General features: G+C 64.4%; 14 protein-coding genes. 2 read left to right on the top strand and 12 right to left on the bottom strand.

What is annotated here, in order from left to right:
• Positions 1 to 288: 288 nt before the first annotated feature.
• On the top strand, positions 289 to 1482 hold the full coding sequence (locus GWG67_RS07755; protein ID WP_275168526.1) for an ABC transporter substrate-binding protein: 1194 nt from the start codon (positions 289 to 291) through the stop codon (positions 1480 to 1482).
• A 177-nt stretch (positions 1483 to 1659) separates the two neighbouring features.
• Here GWG67_RS07755 and GWG67_RS07750 read toward each other — a convergent pair whose 3' ends face one another.
• The 4 genes from GWG67_RS07750 to GWG67_RS07735 are packed head-to-tail and all read right to left on the bottom strand — an operon-like array spanning position 1660 to position 6258.
• Positions 1660 to 2046, bottom strand: coding sequence for an MAPEG family protein (locus GWG67_RS07750; RefSeq protein WP_275168525.1), 387 nt, complete (start codon positions 2044 to 2046; stop codon positions 1660 to 1662).
• Between the two features lie 27 nt (positions 2047 to 2073).
• Positions 2074 to 3156, bottom strand: a complete 1083-nt coding sequence (locus tag GWG67_RS07745; RefSeq protein WP_275168524.1) for a lipocalin-like domain-containing protein — start codon at positions 3154 to 3156, stop codon at positions 2074 to 2076.
• Positions 3146 to 5608 carry an FtsX-like permease family protein gene (locus tag GWG67_RS07740; RefSeq protein WP_275168523.1) on the bottom strand — a complete coding sequence of 821 codons (2463 nt, stop codon included), beginning with the start codon at positions 5606 to 5608 and terminating at the stop codon, positions 3146 to 3148. Before GWG67_RS07740 ends, GWG67_RS07745 begins: the two co-directional genes overlap by 11 nt.
• A complete protein-coding gene (locus GWG67_RS07735; protein WP_247426723.1) occupies positions 5605 to 6258 on the bottom strand; it encodes an ABC transporter ATP-binding protein in 654 nt (217 codons plus the stop codon). The genes GWG67_RS07740 and GWG67_RS07735 overlap by 4 nt, the downstream gene beginning before the upstream one ends.
• Positions 6259 to 6403: 145 nt before the next feature.
• On the opposite strand from GWG67_RS07735, the gene GWG67_RS07730 reads away from it, so the two are divergent.
• The gene (locus GWG67_RS07730) at positions 6404 to 7750 is read left to right on the top strand and encodes an MFS transporter (RefSeq protein WP_275168522.1); all 1347 of its coding nucleotides are present in this window, start codon (positions 6404 to 6406) and stop codon (positions 7748 to 7750) included.
• 197 nt (positions 7751 to 7947) lie between these two features.
• On the opposite strand, the gene GWG67_RS07725 is transcribed toward GWG67_RS07730, so the two are convergent.
• The 8 genes from GWG67_RS07725 to soxZ form a co-directional block, all read right to left on the bottom strand.
• The gene (locus GWG67_RS07725; RefSeq protein ID WP_275168521.1) at positions 7948 to 9156 is read right to left on the bottom strand and encodes an MFS transporter; all 1209 of its coding nucleotides are present in this window, start codon (positions 9154 to 9156) and stop codon (positions 7948 to 7950) included.
• Between the two features lie 302 nt (positions 9157 to 9458).
• Positions 9459 to 9632, bottom strand: coding sequence for a hypothetical protein (locus tag GWG67_RS07720; protein ID WP_275168520.1), 174 nt, complete (start codon positions 9630 to 9632; stop codon positions 9459 to 9461).
• A gap of 87 nt (positions 9633 to 9719) precedes the next feature.
• Complete coding sequence (locus tag GWG67_RS07715; protein ID WP_275168519.1) at positions 9720 to 10757, bottom strand: MBL fold metallo-hydrolase; 1038 nt, start codon at positions 10755 to 10757, stop codon at positions 9720 to 9722.
• A gap of 271 nt (positions 10758 to 11028) precedes the next feature.
• Positions 11029 to 11487 (bottom strand): hypothetical protein, encoded by a 459-nt coding sequence (locus tag GWG67_RS07710; protein ID WP_275168518.1) that lies wholly within the window; start codon positions 11485 to 11487, stop codon positions 11029 to 11031.
• Entirely contained in the window at positions 11484 to 13235 is a 1752-nt protein-coding gene (gene soxB / locus GWG67_RS07705) for a thiosulfohydrolase SoxB (RefSeq protein ID WP_275168517.1), read from the bottom strand. Before soxB ends, GWG67_RS07710 begins: the two co-directional genes overlap by 4 nt.
• 55 nt (positions 13236 to 13290) lie before the next feature.
• The gene (locus tag GWG67_RS07700; protein WP_275168516.1) at positions 13291 to 13608 is read right to left on the bottom strand and encodes a hypothetical protein; all 318 of its coding nucleotides are present in this window, start codon (positions 13606 to 13608) and stop codon (positions 13291 to 13293) included.
• On the bottom strand, positions 13605 to 14471 hold the full coding sequence (gene soxA / locus GWG67_RS07695; protein WP_275168515.1) for a sulfur oxidation c-type cytochrome SoxA: 867 nt from the start codon (positions 14469 to 14471) through the stop codon (positions 13605 to 13607). The genes GWG67_RS07700 and soxA overlap by 4 nt, the downstream gene beginning before the upstream one ends.
• A complete protein-coding gene (gene soxZ / locus GWG67_RS07690; RefSeq protein ID WP_275168514.1) occupies positions 14471 to 14782 on the bottom strand; it encodes a thiosulfate oxidation carrier complex protein SoxZ in 312 nt (103 codons plus the stop codon). Before soxZ ends, soxA begins: the two co-directional genes overlap by 1 nt.
• Positions 14783 to 14795: the final 13 nt, after the last annotated feature.

Genomic DNA, 14795 nt, shown 5'->3' with positions numbered 1-14795 from the left:
GGCATATCAACCAACCCGGTGTCGTCCCGGCCTAGTGCGCAATTGCGCACGGGGGCCGGGACCCATAACCCCAGGGCGAAGTTTGATGCGAAGCGCGCAACCACGAGTCCTCGCAAAACGACGCCCTGTGGTTATGGGTCCCGGATCTGCGCTGCGCTTGTCCGGGATGACGCCGTTTGCTTGGCACGCCCTTCATACTAACGACCAACATGCAATGGATGGGCAGGCGCGGGGTTCTTCACTAGTATCCGCGCGATTTCAAAACAGAAAACTGCTGGGAGCTAACGAATGAAATCAGCACTTTTGGCCGCTGTCGCAACCTCCACCCTGCTGCTGGCCGCGCCGGCCTCTGCGCAAGGCGTCAAGATCGGCATCCTCAACGACCAGTCCGGCGTCTACGCCGATTACGGCGGCAAATGGTCGGTCGAGGCCGCCAGGATGGCGATCGAGGATTTCGGCGGCGAGGTGCTGGGCCAGAAGGTGGAACTCGTCACCGCCGACCACCAGAACAAGCCGGATCTCGCGACCTCGATCGCGCGCCGCTGGTACGATGTCGAGAACGTCGACATGATCACGGAGCTGACGACCTCGTCGGTCGCGCTCGCGATCCACGAGCTGTCCAAGGAAAAGAAGAAAATCGACATCGTCGTCGGCGCTGCGACCTCGCGCCTCACCGGCGATGCCTGCCAGCCCTATGGTTTCCACTGGGCCTATGACACCCGCGCGCTCGGTGTCGGCACCGGCGGCTCGCTGACCAAGGCCGGCGGCGACAGCTGGTTCTTCCTCACCGCGGACTACGCCTTCGGCTACGCGCTGGAAAAGGACACCAGCGAGATCGTCGCGGCCAATGGCGGCAAGGTGCTCGGTTCGGTGCGCGTGCCGCTCAACTCCTCGGACTTCTCCTCCTTCCTGCTCCAGGCGCAGAGCTCGAAGGCGAAGATCGTCGGCCTCGCCAATGCCGGCCTCGACACCACCAACTCGATCAAGCAGGCGTCCGAGTTCGGCATCGTCTCCGGTGGCCAGAAGCTCGCGGGCCTCTTGATGACGCTCGCCGAAGTGAACGGCCTTGGCTTGCAGGCTGCGCAAGGCCTGGTGCTGACCGAGGGCTATTACTGGGATATCAACGACCGCACGCGCCATCTCGGTGAACGCTTTCTCAAGCGCACCGGCCGGATGCCGAACATGATCCAGGCCGGCACCTATTCGGCGACGCTGAGCTATCTCAAGGCGGTCAAGGCCGCCGGCACCAAGGATCCGGATGCGGTCGCCAAGAAGCTGAAGGAGCTGCCGGTCGACGACGACTTCGCGCAAGGCGGCAAGGTGCTCGAGAACGGCCGCATGGTCCACGACATGTATCTGTTCGAGGTCAAGAAGCCCTCGGAATCGAAGAAGCCCTGGGACTATTACAAGCAGCTCGCGGTCGTTCCCGGCGAGAAGGCGTTCTTCACCGCCAAGGAGAGCGGCTGTCCGCTGACGAAGTGAAGGTCAGGACCGCGCCAATAACTCCCATGTCGTCCCGGCGAAAGCCGGGACCCATAATCCCAGGAAGAAGTTGTGGGCCCGAACTGGTAACTCCGAATCTTCGTCAAACCACATCCCGTGGTTATGGGTCCCGGCCTTCGCCGGGACGACACTGAGTGTGTGGCGTTTGCCCGCCCCTCACACCAGCCGCAGCACCAACGCTCCCAGCGACCCCGCCCACAATGCAATGGCCGCGATGCCCTGAATAAAGAATCCCGGGCCGCGTTTTGCAGCGGCCTTCGAGTAGCCGATGAAGTAAACGATGCGGCCGATGATCCAGATCGCACCGATCGCCGCTGCGCCGGCATCGCTGATGTAAATCGCAAACAGCCAGAGCGACGGCAGGAAGATCGGCATCCATTCCAGCGTGTTCATCTGGATTCGGAACGCGCGCTCAAAATCCGGATGGCCCGACATTGCCGGCACTTTGACGCCGGTTTTGGTGCGCGAGCGCGACACGTTGATGGTGATGAAGAAGTAGAACAGGATCGCCAGCAGCGTGACGAGGGCGGTGAAGTGATACATCGCTAGTCCCTTCGACGAGGTCCCGGTTCAATACCCGGTCAGCTCGAGATAGCCAACGCCGTCATGCGTGCCGGCAAAGCTGATCGGCCCTTCCCAATAGGAAAAGCCGGTCCCCATCCACGCCTTTGGATTGAGCGGCTTGCACTGGACCGAGAACGACCGCGACGGGATCGCGATCTGCCATTCCACCGGCAGCTTGTGTCCCGCGACCTCGGCGGTCGCCTTCGGACTCATCTGGACGTCGTCGCCCGCAATCATGTGCGTGTCGCCGGCGGCGGAGATCCAGTTGCCGAATGGATGATTTTGTCCGTCCTTCTGGCGCAGCCGGTACAGCATCAGCTTGTCGCCGGACGCCAGATGCAGCGACAACCAGTCCCAGCCGGTCTGGTCGGCGTCGAGCGGCTGGCTGCTCCATTCCCGGTCCATCCAGGCCTGACCGGAAACATCGACCGGCCTGTCGTCGATGGTGAGCGTGCCGCGGGCGCGATAGAACGGCTGGCTGTAATAGTAGGAGGCCTGCCCGCGCTCCGACTTGCGGCTGTAGCCGCCGTCGCCCTGCAACACCACGGGACGATCGGCCTCCAATGTCAGCGCGTAACTGAAGTCGGCGCCCGAGGCCTTTAACGTCAGCGGCGCCAGGGTTCGATCGCCGGTGTGCTCGGATCCGTTCATCTCCCAATCGTCGATCCAGGCTGAGAACGGCTTTGCGGTGACGCCAGCCTGTCCAACGCCGCCGCGTGAAAACAGCTCGCTGAAGCGGTGGGTGTCGGCACGCGTCACCGCCGCATGCGCCATCCACACCTGCTGGTTGGCCCAGCCCTCGCCCTGCGGCCCCGGCTGGGTCGCTTGGCGAAACAGCGTCCATTGCAGGCCGCAAGCCGCACCGCTGCTATCGACAAGATTCGCCGTGAGATACCACCACTCGATGCGAAACTCCGGATGCGGCCCGTGATCGCCCGGAAAGGCGAACGTCTTTCCCGGTGTGACCTTCGCAAAGCCATCGGCCGTCGCGCCGAGCCCGGCATAGCCTTGCGCGCCCGCGCGGCGGACTGCCGCGAGCGCGGCGATGCCGCCGGCGAAGGCGCGCCGGGAGATCCTGTCAGCGCTCATTGGCAAACACCTTGACGAGGCTCGCCGGTTGCATCCGGGCCAATCGGATCATCGGCAGCAGGGCGGCAAGCAACGAGGCGAACAGCGCGACTGCGACCAGTTCGACCAATTGCAAGGGAAACACATGGAACGGCAGCCGCCAGCCGAACGCCTTCACGTTGACGATCGCGATCAGGCACCACGCCACCAGCAGCCCGAGCGGCACGGCCAGGAGCGAGGTGAACAGCGCGACCGACAGCGTCTTGGTCAGTTCGATCGCGGCAAGGCGCGGCCGCGTGATGCCGATCGCCCAGAGTGGCGCAAGCTGCGGCAGGCGGGAATTCGCCAACGTGAGAAGGCTGGTCAGAAGCGCGATCCCGGCGACGCCGAGCGTGAACGCGTTCAGCGCCGAAGTCACCGCGAAGGTGCGGTTGAAGATCCGGATCGACTCCGCCTTCACTGTCGCCTGGTCGGCGACGCTGCGGTCGTCGAGCGCAAACTGCTTCTGCAGCGCCGCGATCAGGCCGGGGATATTCTCCTTCGCGACAATCAGGCCGATGCGCGTCTGCGGCGTCTGCGGAAATTGCCGGATCAGCGCCGCGACATTCACCGCAAGCTGTCCCTTGGGGTTGCCGTAGTCGGCATAGATGCCGACGATGTCGAGCTGCCAGGTCCCGCCCGGCGCCGGGACGTCAACGACATCGCCGACGCGGACGTTGAGGCGGCGGCTCAGCTGCTCGCTGATGAACGCGGCATTGCCGGGTATGAGTTGTGTCCAGGCACGGGGCGCGGTTTCCAGCAGCGGCCAGCGCTCGCGATAGAGCGCATGATCGGGCAGGCCGAGCAGCTCCACCGGCTGGCCCTGTACCTGCGTCTCGGCACGTCCGCCCGACAGGATCGCCTGGACATCGCTGCGCTCCTTCAGCCAGTCGCGGATCGCGACGCCTTTGGCATTGTCGGAGGCGCTGATGTAGACATCGGCTGCGAGCCGTCCGTTGAGCCAGCCAACAAAAGTGCGGCTGAACGTTTCCACCATGGTGGACACCCCGACATTGACGGCGAGCGCGAGCAGCAGCGCCATCAGTGCCAGCGACAAACCCGAGAGCTGCTGCCGGCTGTCCGCCCAGAACCACAGGGCGAGCGGCCTCCGCGCCAAACGCTGCCCGGCCAGCAGGATGAGTTCGAGGAACGCGGGCAGGATCAACGCGGCGCCGAACATCAGCGCTGCCAGCACGCCAAAGCCGGCGATCAGCGATTGCCCGTACTGGAGCAGCAATAGCGCGACCGCGAACACGGCGCAGGCTGCTCCGCTTTGCAGGATCAGCCAGCGGCGCTGCCTCTGTTGCCAGGCGCGCGGCTGCGCGGTCGCCAGCACCGGCATCCTGACAGCCTTGATCAGGCTGGTCGCCGCGGCCACCAGCGCGCCCGCAATGCTGATGCCGATTCCGGCGAGCCACCATTCAGGTCGCAAGCTGAGCTGCCCCGGGATTTGCGCGCCATAGAGTCCACGCAGAGACGCCGCGACGTCGGGCAAGAGCGCGGCCGCAATGAAATAGCCGCAGGCAAGCCCGATCAGGCCTGCGACCAGCGACAGCGCCACGAGCTCGACCACCAGCACGGTGTTGACCAGTCGCGCCGAGGCACCGCAGGCCCGCAGCGTGCGTAGCATCGGCAGCCGCTGCTCGAAGGCGAGGCCGACGGCTGAATTGACGATGAAAAGACCGACGAAGAACGACAGCAGGCCGAACGCGGTGAGGTTGAGATGAAAGCTGTCGGTGAGACGCTCCAGCTCGGTCTCCGCATCCGGCTCGACCCGCTGCAAGCGATGGCCGACGACGTTCGCCAATGGCGCGGGCTTGCCCTTCGGTTTGCCGATCAGCAGTCGCGAGATCTGGTCGGGCTTGTTCAGCAGCCGCTGTGCCACGCCGATATCGACCACCAGCACATCGGGCACGAGCTGCGGCAGCACGCGCAGCGGCGGCAGTTTTGCGCCATTGCTGATCGCTGGTGCCGCGCCCTCCTGCTCCTGCAAATCGCTCAGCGTTTCCTTCGCCACCAGCGTCTGACCCGGCGGCGCGACGAAGCTGCTCAGATCGGCGGCGCCGAGGCGCGGTGCATTGCCGACATCGACCGGCAGCGTCACCGGCTCGATGCCGAGCAGCCGGACCGAGTGCCCGTTGACCTGGACCCGTCCTTCCAGCATCGGCGAGACCGGCCAGCCGGCGCGACGGAGCTTGACGAACAGCTCCTGCGGAAAGGTGGCGGCATCAGGCGCGACCAGCATCGGCGTGCGCGCGCCGCCGAAGGTTGCCGCGGCGCGATCATAGGCGTTGCGGGCCTGCTGGTTGATCGCCTGCACGCCGCTCCATAGCGCGGTCGCCGCGATCAGCCCGATCAGAAGCGTCGCGAATTGCATCTTGTGGCGCCGCCAATGGCTGAGCAGCACGGCGAGGACCCAGAGCGCGCGCCTCATGCGATTCGCCCGGCATGCAGATTGACGTGGCGATCGAGTGTCGCGGCCAGATGCAGGCTGTGCGTCACCATCAGAAAGCCGCAGCCGGTGCGCGTGACGAGGTCGCGCGTCAGCGCCAGCACGTCCTCGGCGGTGGCCTCGTCGAGATTGCCGGTCGGCTCGTCCGCCAGCAGCAATGACGGTTTTGTTGCCAGGGCTCGGCCGATCGCGACCCGTTGCTGCTGCCCGCCTGATAGTTGTTCTGGATAACGCTTGAGCAGGCCGCCAAGCCCGAGACGCTCGATCAGCTCCTTGTACCAGGCTGCGTCGTACCGGCCGGCGATCCGCGCCTGAAACACCAGATTGTCTCCGACCGACAGACTCGGGATCAAATTGTACTGTTGAAACACCAGGCCGATCCGGTCGCGCCGCAGGCCCGCGCGGCCCGCATCAGACAGCTTGGTGACCTCGGTGTCTTCCAGGCGGATCGTGCCGCCATCGGCGGCATCGAGCCCAGCGATCAGGTGCAGCAGCGTGCTCTTGCCGCTGCCGGACTCGCCCGTCAGTGCGACGCGTTCTCCTGCCTTGAGGTCGAGATCGACACCGCGCAGGACATGGACCGGCTCACCGGCCGAAGAGAACGTCTTGGAGAGGTTTCGGATGCTCAGCACGATGAATGGCGCCGGACGGAATTAGTGGAATTGCTGCGTAGCACACTTGCTGCGGAAATGCCGGGTTGCGTTGGTATTGAAGCCGTTGTTAGCTCCTAAGAGGACCACATCAAAAAAGTGCCAAAAAGGGACGACGGGGAGAACGATGAGCGCTCAGGCAACGCAGCCCGCGGCGGGCAAGATGACAGGCACGTCCAAGGAAACGTCCAAGGAAACGCCGAAGGGGGCGTGGACCGTCACATTTCTCCTGTTTCTTTTCATGCTGGTGAACTTCGCCGACAAGATCGTCGTCGGTCTTGCGGGCGTTCCGATCATGACGGAGCTGAAGCTCGAGCCCGAGCAGTTCGGTCTGCTCGGCTCGTCGTTCTTCTTCCTGTTCTCGATCTCGGCCATCGTGGTCGGCTTCATCGTGAACAAAGTGCCGACCCGCTGGGTGCTGCTGACGCTCGCGGTGATCTGGGCGCTGACGCAGTTTCCGATGGTCGGCACCGTCTCTTTCACCACGCTCCTGATCTGCCGCATCGTGCTCGGCGCCGGCGAAGGCCCGGCGGCCTCGGTGGCGATGCACGCGGTCTACAAATGGTTCCCCGACGAGAAGCGCACCATGCCGACCGCGATCCTGTCGCAGGGGTCGGCCTTCGGCGTGATCCTGGCGGTGCCGGCGCTGAACTGGATCATCGTCAATCATTCCTGGCACTATGCGTTCGGCGCGCTCGGAATCGTCGGCCTCATCTGGGTCGCCGCCTGGCTCGCACTCGGCAAGGAAGGCCCGCTGGACACCCACGCATCGGCCGTGATCGAACCGAAAATACCCTATCTCCAGCTCCTGACATCGCGCACCTTCATCGGCTGTGTGACCGCGACCTTCGGCGCCTATTGGGCGCTGTCGCTCGGGCTCACCTGGTTCACGCCCTTCATCGTCAAGGGCCTCGGCTTCTCGCAGTCTCAGGCGGGCTTCGTCTCGATCTTGCCCTGGGTGTTCGGGGCGACCATCGTCATTCTCACGGGCTGGATCTCGCAGGTGATGCTGGCACGCGGCTACACGTCGCGGATCTCCCGCGGCGTGCTCGGCTCGGTGCCGCTGATCGTCGGCGGCCTGATCCTCGCGATGATGCCGCACGTCCAAGGCGCCGGCCTTCAGATCGCCCTGCTCGTGGTCGGCTCCGGCCTGTGCGGCGCGATCTACGTCGTCTGCCCGCCCATGCTCGGCGAGTTCACGCCGACGTCGCAGCGCGGCGCGGTTCTCGCGATCTACGGAGCGCTCTATACCCTTTCGGGCATCATCGCGCCGCTCGTGATGGGCAGCGTGATCCAGCGCGCCGGCAGCATGCTTGACGGCTACATGACCGGCTTCACCATCAACGCCGCAATCATGGTCGGCTCCGGCCTGCTCGGGCTGCTCCTGCTCTGGCCGAACACGGAAAAGGCCAGGCTGACCGGTGGTGCTACGCCGCAGGCAGCGCCGCTGAAGAGCGCGGTGTCGCCGACGTAAGGGGCGGCTTCAGCCAACCCAATCACAACTGTCATCCCGGCGAAGGCCGGGATCCATAACCACGATTTTTAGTTGGACGAAGACTGGTATTGACCAGCCCGCGCCGCAACACCTTTCGGTGGCTATGGGTCCCGGCCCCCGTGCGCAATTGCGCACTAGGCCGGGACGACGGTTAAGTTTGTAGTGGCGCTGGTGACTTAAGAACCGGCTTTCGCCTTCCGCTCCGTGAACGGCGACAGCACCACCGTCGCGACCATGAAGATCACGGAGGCCCCGAACACCCAGTGGGGCGCGCTCTGGTCCATGATCCAGCCGAACAGCAGCGGGCTGACGATGCCGCCGAGATTGAAGCCGGTGGAGACGATGCCGAAGGCGCGGCCGGCCGCGCCCGGAGGTGCTGCATTGCGCACCAGCATGTCGCGCGAGGGCGCGATCACGCCGGAGAGGAATCCCGCGGCTGCCATCGTGGCGGTCAGCGCCCAGCCCGGCAGCGTGACCAGCGCGATCAGCAGCACGATCGCCGCGTTCGCGGCAAAGCAAGCGGCGGCGACATAGCCGTGGCGCTCGGTGTGGTCGGCAAGGAAGCCGCCCGCGAGCACGCCGGCGGCGCTTGCACCGAGGAAAGCGGTGAGCGCGACATTGGCCGCGGAATAGGTCACGCCATAGCCACTCATCAGCGCCACCACGCCGAAATTGTTGATGCCGGCGACCGACAGGCTGAGCAGCATGAACAGCGCCGTGAGCGTGATCAGCGCCGGCGTGATCACGGCCTGTTTTGGTGCGTTCTCGGCGCCCGGCTTCGTCTTGTGCGCGACGGCATCGGGAATGTTCATCGTCACCAGCAACAGCGCAACCAGAACGCCGATCGCGCCCGATGCGATCAACGCACCGGTACCGCCGGATACGATGACCAGCGCGGCGACGATCGCCGGTGCCACCGCGCCGCCGAAATAGCCGGCAAAGGTGTGGATCGAGAAGGCGCGGCCCATCCGCGCTTCGTCCATGTGCTCGGCGAGGATGGCGTAATCGGCGGGATGGTAAACGCTATTGGCGAGCCCGAGCAGCACGGCGCAGGCGATCAGCGAGGCGTAGCTCAGGTGCAGGCCGAGCAGGATCAGCGCGAAGCCGCCGAGGGTGAGGCCGCCCAGCAAAATCTTTCGGGCGCCAAAATGGTCGACGAGATAGCCCGTCGGTGCCTGCGTCAGCCCCGACACCACGGCCGACACGGTCAGGGCAAAGCCGAGCTCGACATAGCCGACGCCGAGTTGATTCTTGAGGAACGGAAACAGCATCGGCAGGACCAGCAGATGAAAATGGCTGACCCAATGCGCGATCGAGATTCCCGTCAGCGTGCGTAGCGCGCTGTCCGCCTTGCCTTGTTGCGGTGCGGCGAGAACGTCGACCATTGCAGTTCCGTTTCACGTCCTTTGGAGACGCGCAAACTATCGGGCAGAGCGGTTATTTGTCCATGAACGCAGGCGCATGGCAGTAGCGCGGACGGGGGAAGTGAGGGGCAGGACGCTTCCGCATCGTCGTCCCGGCGAAGGCCGGGACCCATAACCACAGGGAGGAGTTTGGCGGAGGATCGTCGTTGGGTACTGCGACCTACCTCGATCGAGAGATCACGCGGTATGGGTCCCGGCCTTCGCCGGGACGACACTGATGATGTGGCGCCAGCGCGCGACTAAGGCGCTGTCTGCGCTACCCCTCAAAACGGCTCGTCATCCGGCCCGTAGCGGTCGCGCTTCGGTGTCGCGATGTCGCCGTCTTCGTAATCATCGTCTTCGGTGTCGCGCGGAGGCGGAGGCTTCTTCGCCTTGTCTTTTGCTGGCGTGTCGCCCGCAATTTTGGGCGGCGCGCTCGACTTGCCGATCTTGGCCATGGCTGGTCCCGGATGGTGATGCTGCATCCGTCCTAGCCTGAATATATGGGCAGCTGCTGATTTATCTCAAGAACGGCGGCAAGGCGGTCAGTGCACCACCGGCCCGCCGGCCTTCTTCCAGGCATCGATGCCGCCGACGATGTGCGCCGTGTTGGTGAGCCCGGCCTCCTTCGCCGCCGCAACCGCCATGGCAGAGCGTTCGCCGAAGGCGCAGAAGAACACGACGCGGCGGCCGGTGGCGGCCGCGACCTCGCGCAGCATGCCGCCCGGCTTGAGGCTGTCTTCAACGGACGGATAGGGCGTATGCAGTGCGCCTTCGAGCATGCCGTGCTTCATGCGCTCATTGGTCTCGCGCAAATCGACCAGCAGGATATCGGGACGGCCGAGGCTGCGGATCGCCTCGACAGCGCGAAGCGCACGGCCCTCTTTCTCCAGATCCTCCTGGTGCAGGCCGACATGCATGTTGGCGGGCACCGCGACGTCCATCATCTTCGGATTGGGCAGCTTCAGATTGGCCATCAGCTCGATATAGTCGTCGACCGAGCGCACCTGGAGCCGCGGATTGTAGCGTTTCTCCTCGCCGATGGTGGAGACGGTGTCGCCCTTGTAGTCATGCGCCGGAAACACCATGGTCTCGTCCGGCAGCTTGAGCAGGCGGTTGAAGATCGAATCGTACTGCGCGCGCGAAGAACCGTTCTGGAAATCGGTGCGGCCGGTGCCGCGGATCAGCAGCGTGTCGCCGGTGAAGACGCGGTCGCCCATCAAATAGGAATAGGAATCGTCGGTGTGGCCGGGCGTGTACATCACGTCGAGCGCCAAGCCCTCGATCGTCACCTTGTCGCCGTCGGCAACCCGCATCGCCACCACGTCGGCCTTGGTCTGGTCGCCCATCACGGTCATGCAATGGGTGCGATCGCGCAGCTCGCCAAGGCCGGTGACGTGGTCGGCATGCAGATGGGTATCAACGGCCTTGACCAGCTTGAGATCGAGCTCGCGCAGCAGCTGGCAGTAGCGGTCGACCTTCTCCAGCACGGGATCGAGGATCAGCGCCTCGCCGCCGGCGCGGCTCGCCAGGAGATAGCTGTAGGTACCCGAAACACTGTCGAAGAGCTGGCGGAAAATCATGGCAAGACCCGGCGTGAATTACCCGGAGATTCTACTACATTTCGGGCTCACAAGAGAAGCAATTCACTGTGTAAGCAAGAAAATTTGGAAGATTCTTGTTCCTGTGCTGCGCGGGTGGGCGTCACCTGGCCACCGCTGTCATTCCCCGCGAAGGCGGGGAATCCAGTACGCCGCGCCCTTTCCGTACCCTCGCCCTCTCGGAGTACTGGATCGCCCGCCTTCGCGGGCAATGACACCGACTGTGCCGCGACGCTTTGCCCCGGCAAAAGGCTCAGGGCCTCACCAATGTGTACCCGTTCTCGCTGAGAAACAGGATCTGCCCGACCCCCACCTGCACCGGCGTGGCGGCGGGGATGAACTCCGGCCGCTTGCCCGTCTCCCGCTCGATCGTGTCGACGGTGTTGAGGCAGATGTCGAAGCGTACGCCTTGCGCGATCAGGCTCTCGACCTGCTTGCGCCGCTCGCTGCCTGACAACAGGAGATCGATGCCGGGACCGAAGGCCACCACCTCGATCGCGATCTCGTCGGGGTCGTAGGCCTTCAGCAAATTGTTGGCGACGCTGAGCACCAGCGCCTGCTTCCTGGCCTCGCCATCAGAGAGCTGCAGCACGATCTTGTGCTCGGCGAACGGCTTGTCCTGGAGTGGCACCTGTTGCGCAAAAGCCGTCGGCATCACCGTACATGCGAGCAGCGCCAGCAGCATCGCGGATAAGGTTTGCGACCGCATCATCCCTGTCCTGCGATGCCCGGATTGCCCTCGACGCCTTTCAGCGTGACGCCGGAGCCGAGCCGCTCCTGAAACATTCGGCCCGAGCGCAGATATTTTGCCACCACATCCCACACCGGCGCGCCCTGCTGCCCGTTGACCGAGGCCCAGCCCGCGACCTTGTAGCGGTGGCTGGCACTGAGCGCCTTGCCGCCATTGAGCTTCAGCTCCGAGATGCGGCTGCCGATCGCCGCCGTCGGCGTGCAGGTGTAGCTGAGCCCGCCGGCGCGCACCATGTCGCCGCCCTGCTGGTAATAGGGATCGGTATTGAAGAGGTTGTCGCAAACGTCTTCCAGCACGTCCTTGATCTGGGCGCCGGTCATTTCCTGCACATAGGTCTCGGGATAGCTGATCGCGGTTTCCGCGAGCAAATCCTCCATCGTCAGCGCCTGGCCGGACAGCCCGGTGACGCCCCAGCGGAAGCCCGGCGACAGCGCGATCTCGGCGTCGAGCTCGGTGCGCAGCGCACTGCAGATCAGCTCGTCGACCGGGCCGGCGAAATTATCGCGGCGATACAGCAGGCGATCGGGCGTCGCGATCTTGTCCGACCAATCGGTAACGAAGGGCGCCCGCAGCCGGCCGATCAGTTCTGCCATCCCAGGATCGGGCTTCAACAGCTCGGAATAGACCGGCAGCAGATGATATCTGACGTCGCCGACCTTGCCTTTGTCGAGCGCGAGATCGAGCACGGCAAGGAATTTGCCGTTGGATCCGGCATTTGTGACGAGCGTCGTGCCGCTCGCATTCTTCACCGCGATCGGCTGCGGGACCGCGTCATGGGTATGGCCGCCGAGGATGACGTCGATGCCGGTGACGCGGCTTGCGAGCTTGAGATCGACGTCCATGCCGTTGTGCGACAGCAGGATGACCGCATCGACCTTGTCGGTGCCGCGCAAGCCATCGACATGCTTCTGGAGTTCTTCCTCGCGGATGCCGAAGGTCCAGTCCGGCGTGAACCGTTTGGGATGCGCGATCGGCACGTATGGAAACGCTTGGCCGACGATGGCGACGCGATGGCCGCCGAGTTCCTTGATCACGGAGGGCTTGAACACGCGCCCCGTCGCCTTGTCGAAGGCGGGGGCGTCGTTGAATGCGGCTTCCTCGGTCAGGAAAACGTTCTGCGCCAGGAACTCGCCCTTGAAGCGGGCGAGATTGTCGCGCAGCGCCTGCTCGCCGTAGGTGAATTCCCAATGCCCGGTCATCGCCTCGATACCGAGCAGGTTTGCGGCCTCGACCATGTCGCGGCCCTGCATGATGTTGGCGAGTCCCGTGCCTTGCCAGAGATCGCCGCCGTCGACGAGCGCGGAGCGTTTTTCGCCGACATCGCCGCGCAAGCGGTCGATCAGCGTCTTCAGATGGGCGAAGCCGCCAAGCTTGCCGAAGCGGCCTGCCGACTTCTCGAACTCGAAGCAGCTGAAGGCATAGGCATCCGCGCTGTCGGGCCTGATGCCGAAACGGTCGAGGAAGGCGCGGCCGACCAGATGCGGCGGCCGTCCGGCCATCTCGCCGATCCCGATATTGACGCTGGGCTCGCGAAAATAGACCGGATTGAGTTGCGCATGCGTGTCGGTGAGGTGAAGTATGCGCGCATTGCCGAACCGCTCGAGGTCGTAAATGCTCGCGGCCTCAGCACCGCGCGCAAGCCGCGGCAGGCTGAGCGATGCGGCAGCAAGGCCTGCATTCTTCAGGAAATCGCGGCGGCGGATCGCCATCCAGAAATTCTCCGCGCCCTCTCATGGTCGCAACGCTGTTGCAGGAGCGAACAGTCTAGCGGATTTCCATCGCCTTCCAGGCTTCTTTTTCGGAAATCGCCTGGAAGATCGACGCCTTCGCCAGCGCCTCGGCCTCCCTGGCTGCGGCCACGGCGCGGTCGAAATCGCCGCCATCGGCCGCCTTCTTCGCGGCGGCCAGCGTCGAGACGGTCACGGTCCATTGGTGGCGCAAGCTGGCAGCCTCCTTCGCGGCAGCTTCGGCTGCGGAATAGGCCGTCTTGTAGTCCGCCTCATTCGCCGCGCGCGCCGCCGGCGCGAGGCCCAAAGCGAGCAGCAAGGCGAGGAACATGGTGACGGCAAGTGACCGGTTCATGGCCGCGCTCCCGGTCCCGATATCGGCAGGCCGTTGGCGACGTAGGACAGGAAATATTCGACGTCGCGGTATTCATCCGCCTGCGGCTCCAGCGGAACCGCGCGGGTCTGGCTGTTGCAGGTGACGAAGCGGCGGCTGGTCGTGCCCATGCCGCTCCATTCGGAGCGGTAGATCGGCATCGCGTTCAGAATGCCGAGCGCCGGCGCCAGGATCTCGGCGCGGATGCGCTCGCCCGGGCTCTGCACATGGCAGCTCGCGCAGGAGAAATTCATCTGGCCGCGGCGCGTGTAGAAATAGCGCTTGCCGTTCTCGAATGCCGCGAGCGCGCGAGGATCGTCGGGGATCTTGATGTCCATCGGCTTGCCGCGCGAGGTGAAGGCCATGTAGGCGGTGAGCGAGGCCATCTCGTCCTTGACGTAGGAATAGGGCGCCTCGCCATTGGCCTCGCGGCAGCGGTTGAGCGCCAGTTCCAACGTGACGACCTTGCCTTCCTTCTCGTCGAAATAAGGATAGTTCTGGCGGATGCCTATGCCGCCGTTCGGGAAACAGTCGGCATAGGTCTTGCCGTTCTTGAACGGGGTGACGAACATCTCCTTGCCGGCGTCGAGCGCGAACTCGTAGGGCGGGAATTCCTCCTTCTCCTGCCACTGCCGCTTCATGTCCTCGTTCATGGAATAAGGACCGTTGACGAAATCCTCGTGCTTCACGGTCGGGAATTTCTGGAAGAAGAAGTTCTGGAATGCCTTGGCATCTGCAACGGGATCGACCTTGTCGGCCGCCACCACGCGCGGAGAGGTGAGGGCCAACGCGACGAGCGCGGCGCTCAACGAACCAAGCAGGATGGAGGTGCGGGCCGCCTTCATCACGAGATCTTCGCGGTGATCGTATCCGACGCACCCTTGTTATCCGTCCAGGAGACCTTCAGATCGTCGCCCTTCTTGGCCCCCTTGAAGCTGAACTTGACATAGGGGTCCTTCGAGACCGCGGTGCCCCAATCGGCAACGAAGACGTCCTTGCCGTTACATTCGAATTTCAGCTGCTGGATGTAATGCGCCGGGATCAGCTCGCCTTTGGCGTCCTTGACGAAGCCGGTATCCATGGGGTGCTGGATCAGCGCCTGCACCTCGGTGGTGTCGCCGTTGGCGGTGGCGCGAACGCGAATGCTGGATGCCATCTCGATCTTCCTC

Origin of the sequence: Bradyrhizobium sp. CSS354 (assembly GCF_029051725.1) — a bacterium.
Classification (GTDB): domain Bacteria; phylum Pseudomonadota; class Alphaproteobacteria; order Rhizobiales; family Xanthobacteraceae; genus Bradyrhizobium.
The sequence above is the reverse complement of the archived record's forward strand: the minus strand, read 5'-3'. Positions and strand labels throughout refer to the sequence as shown.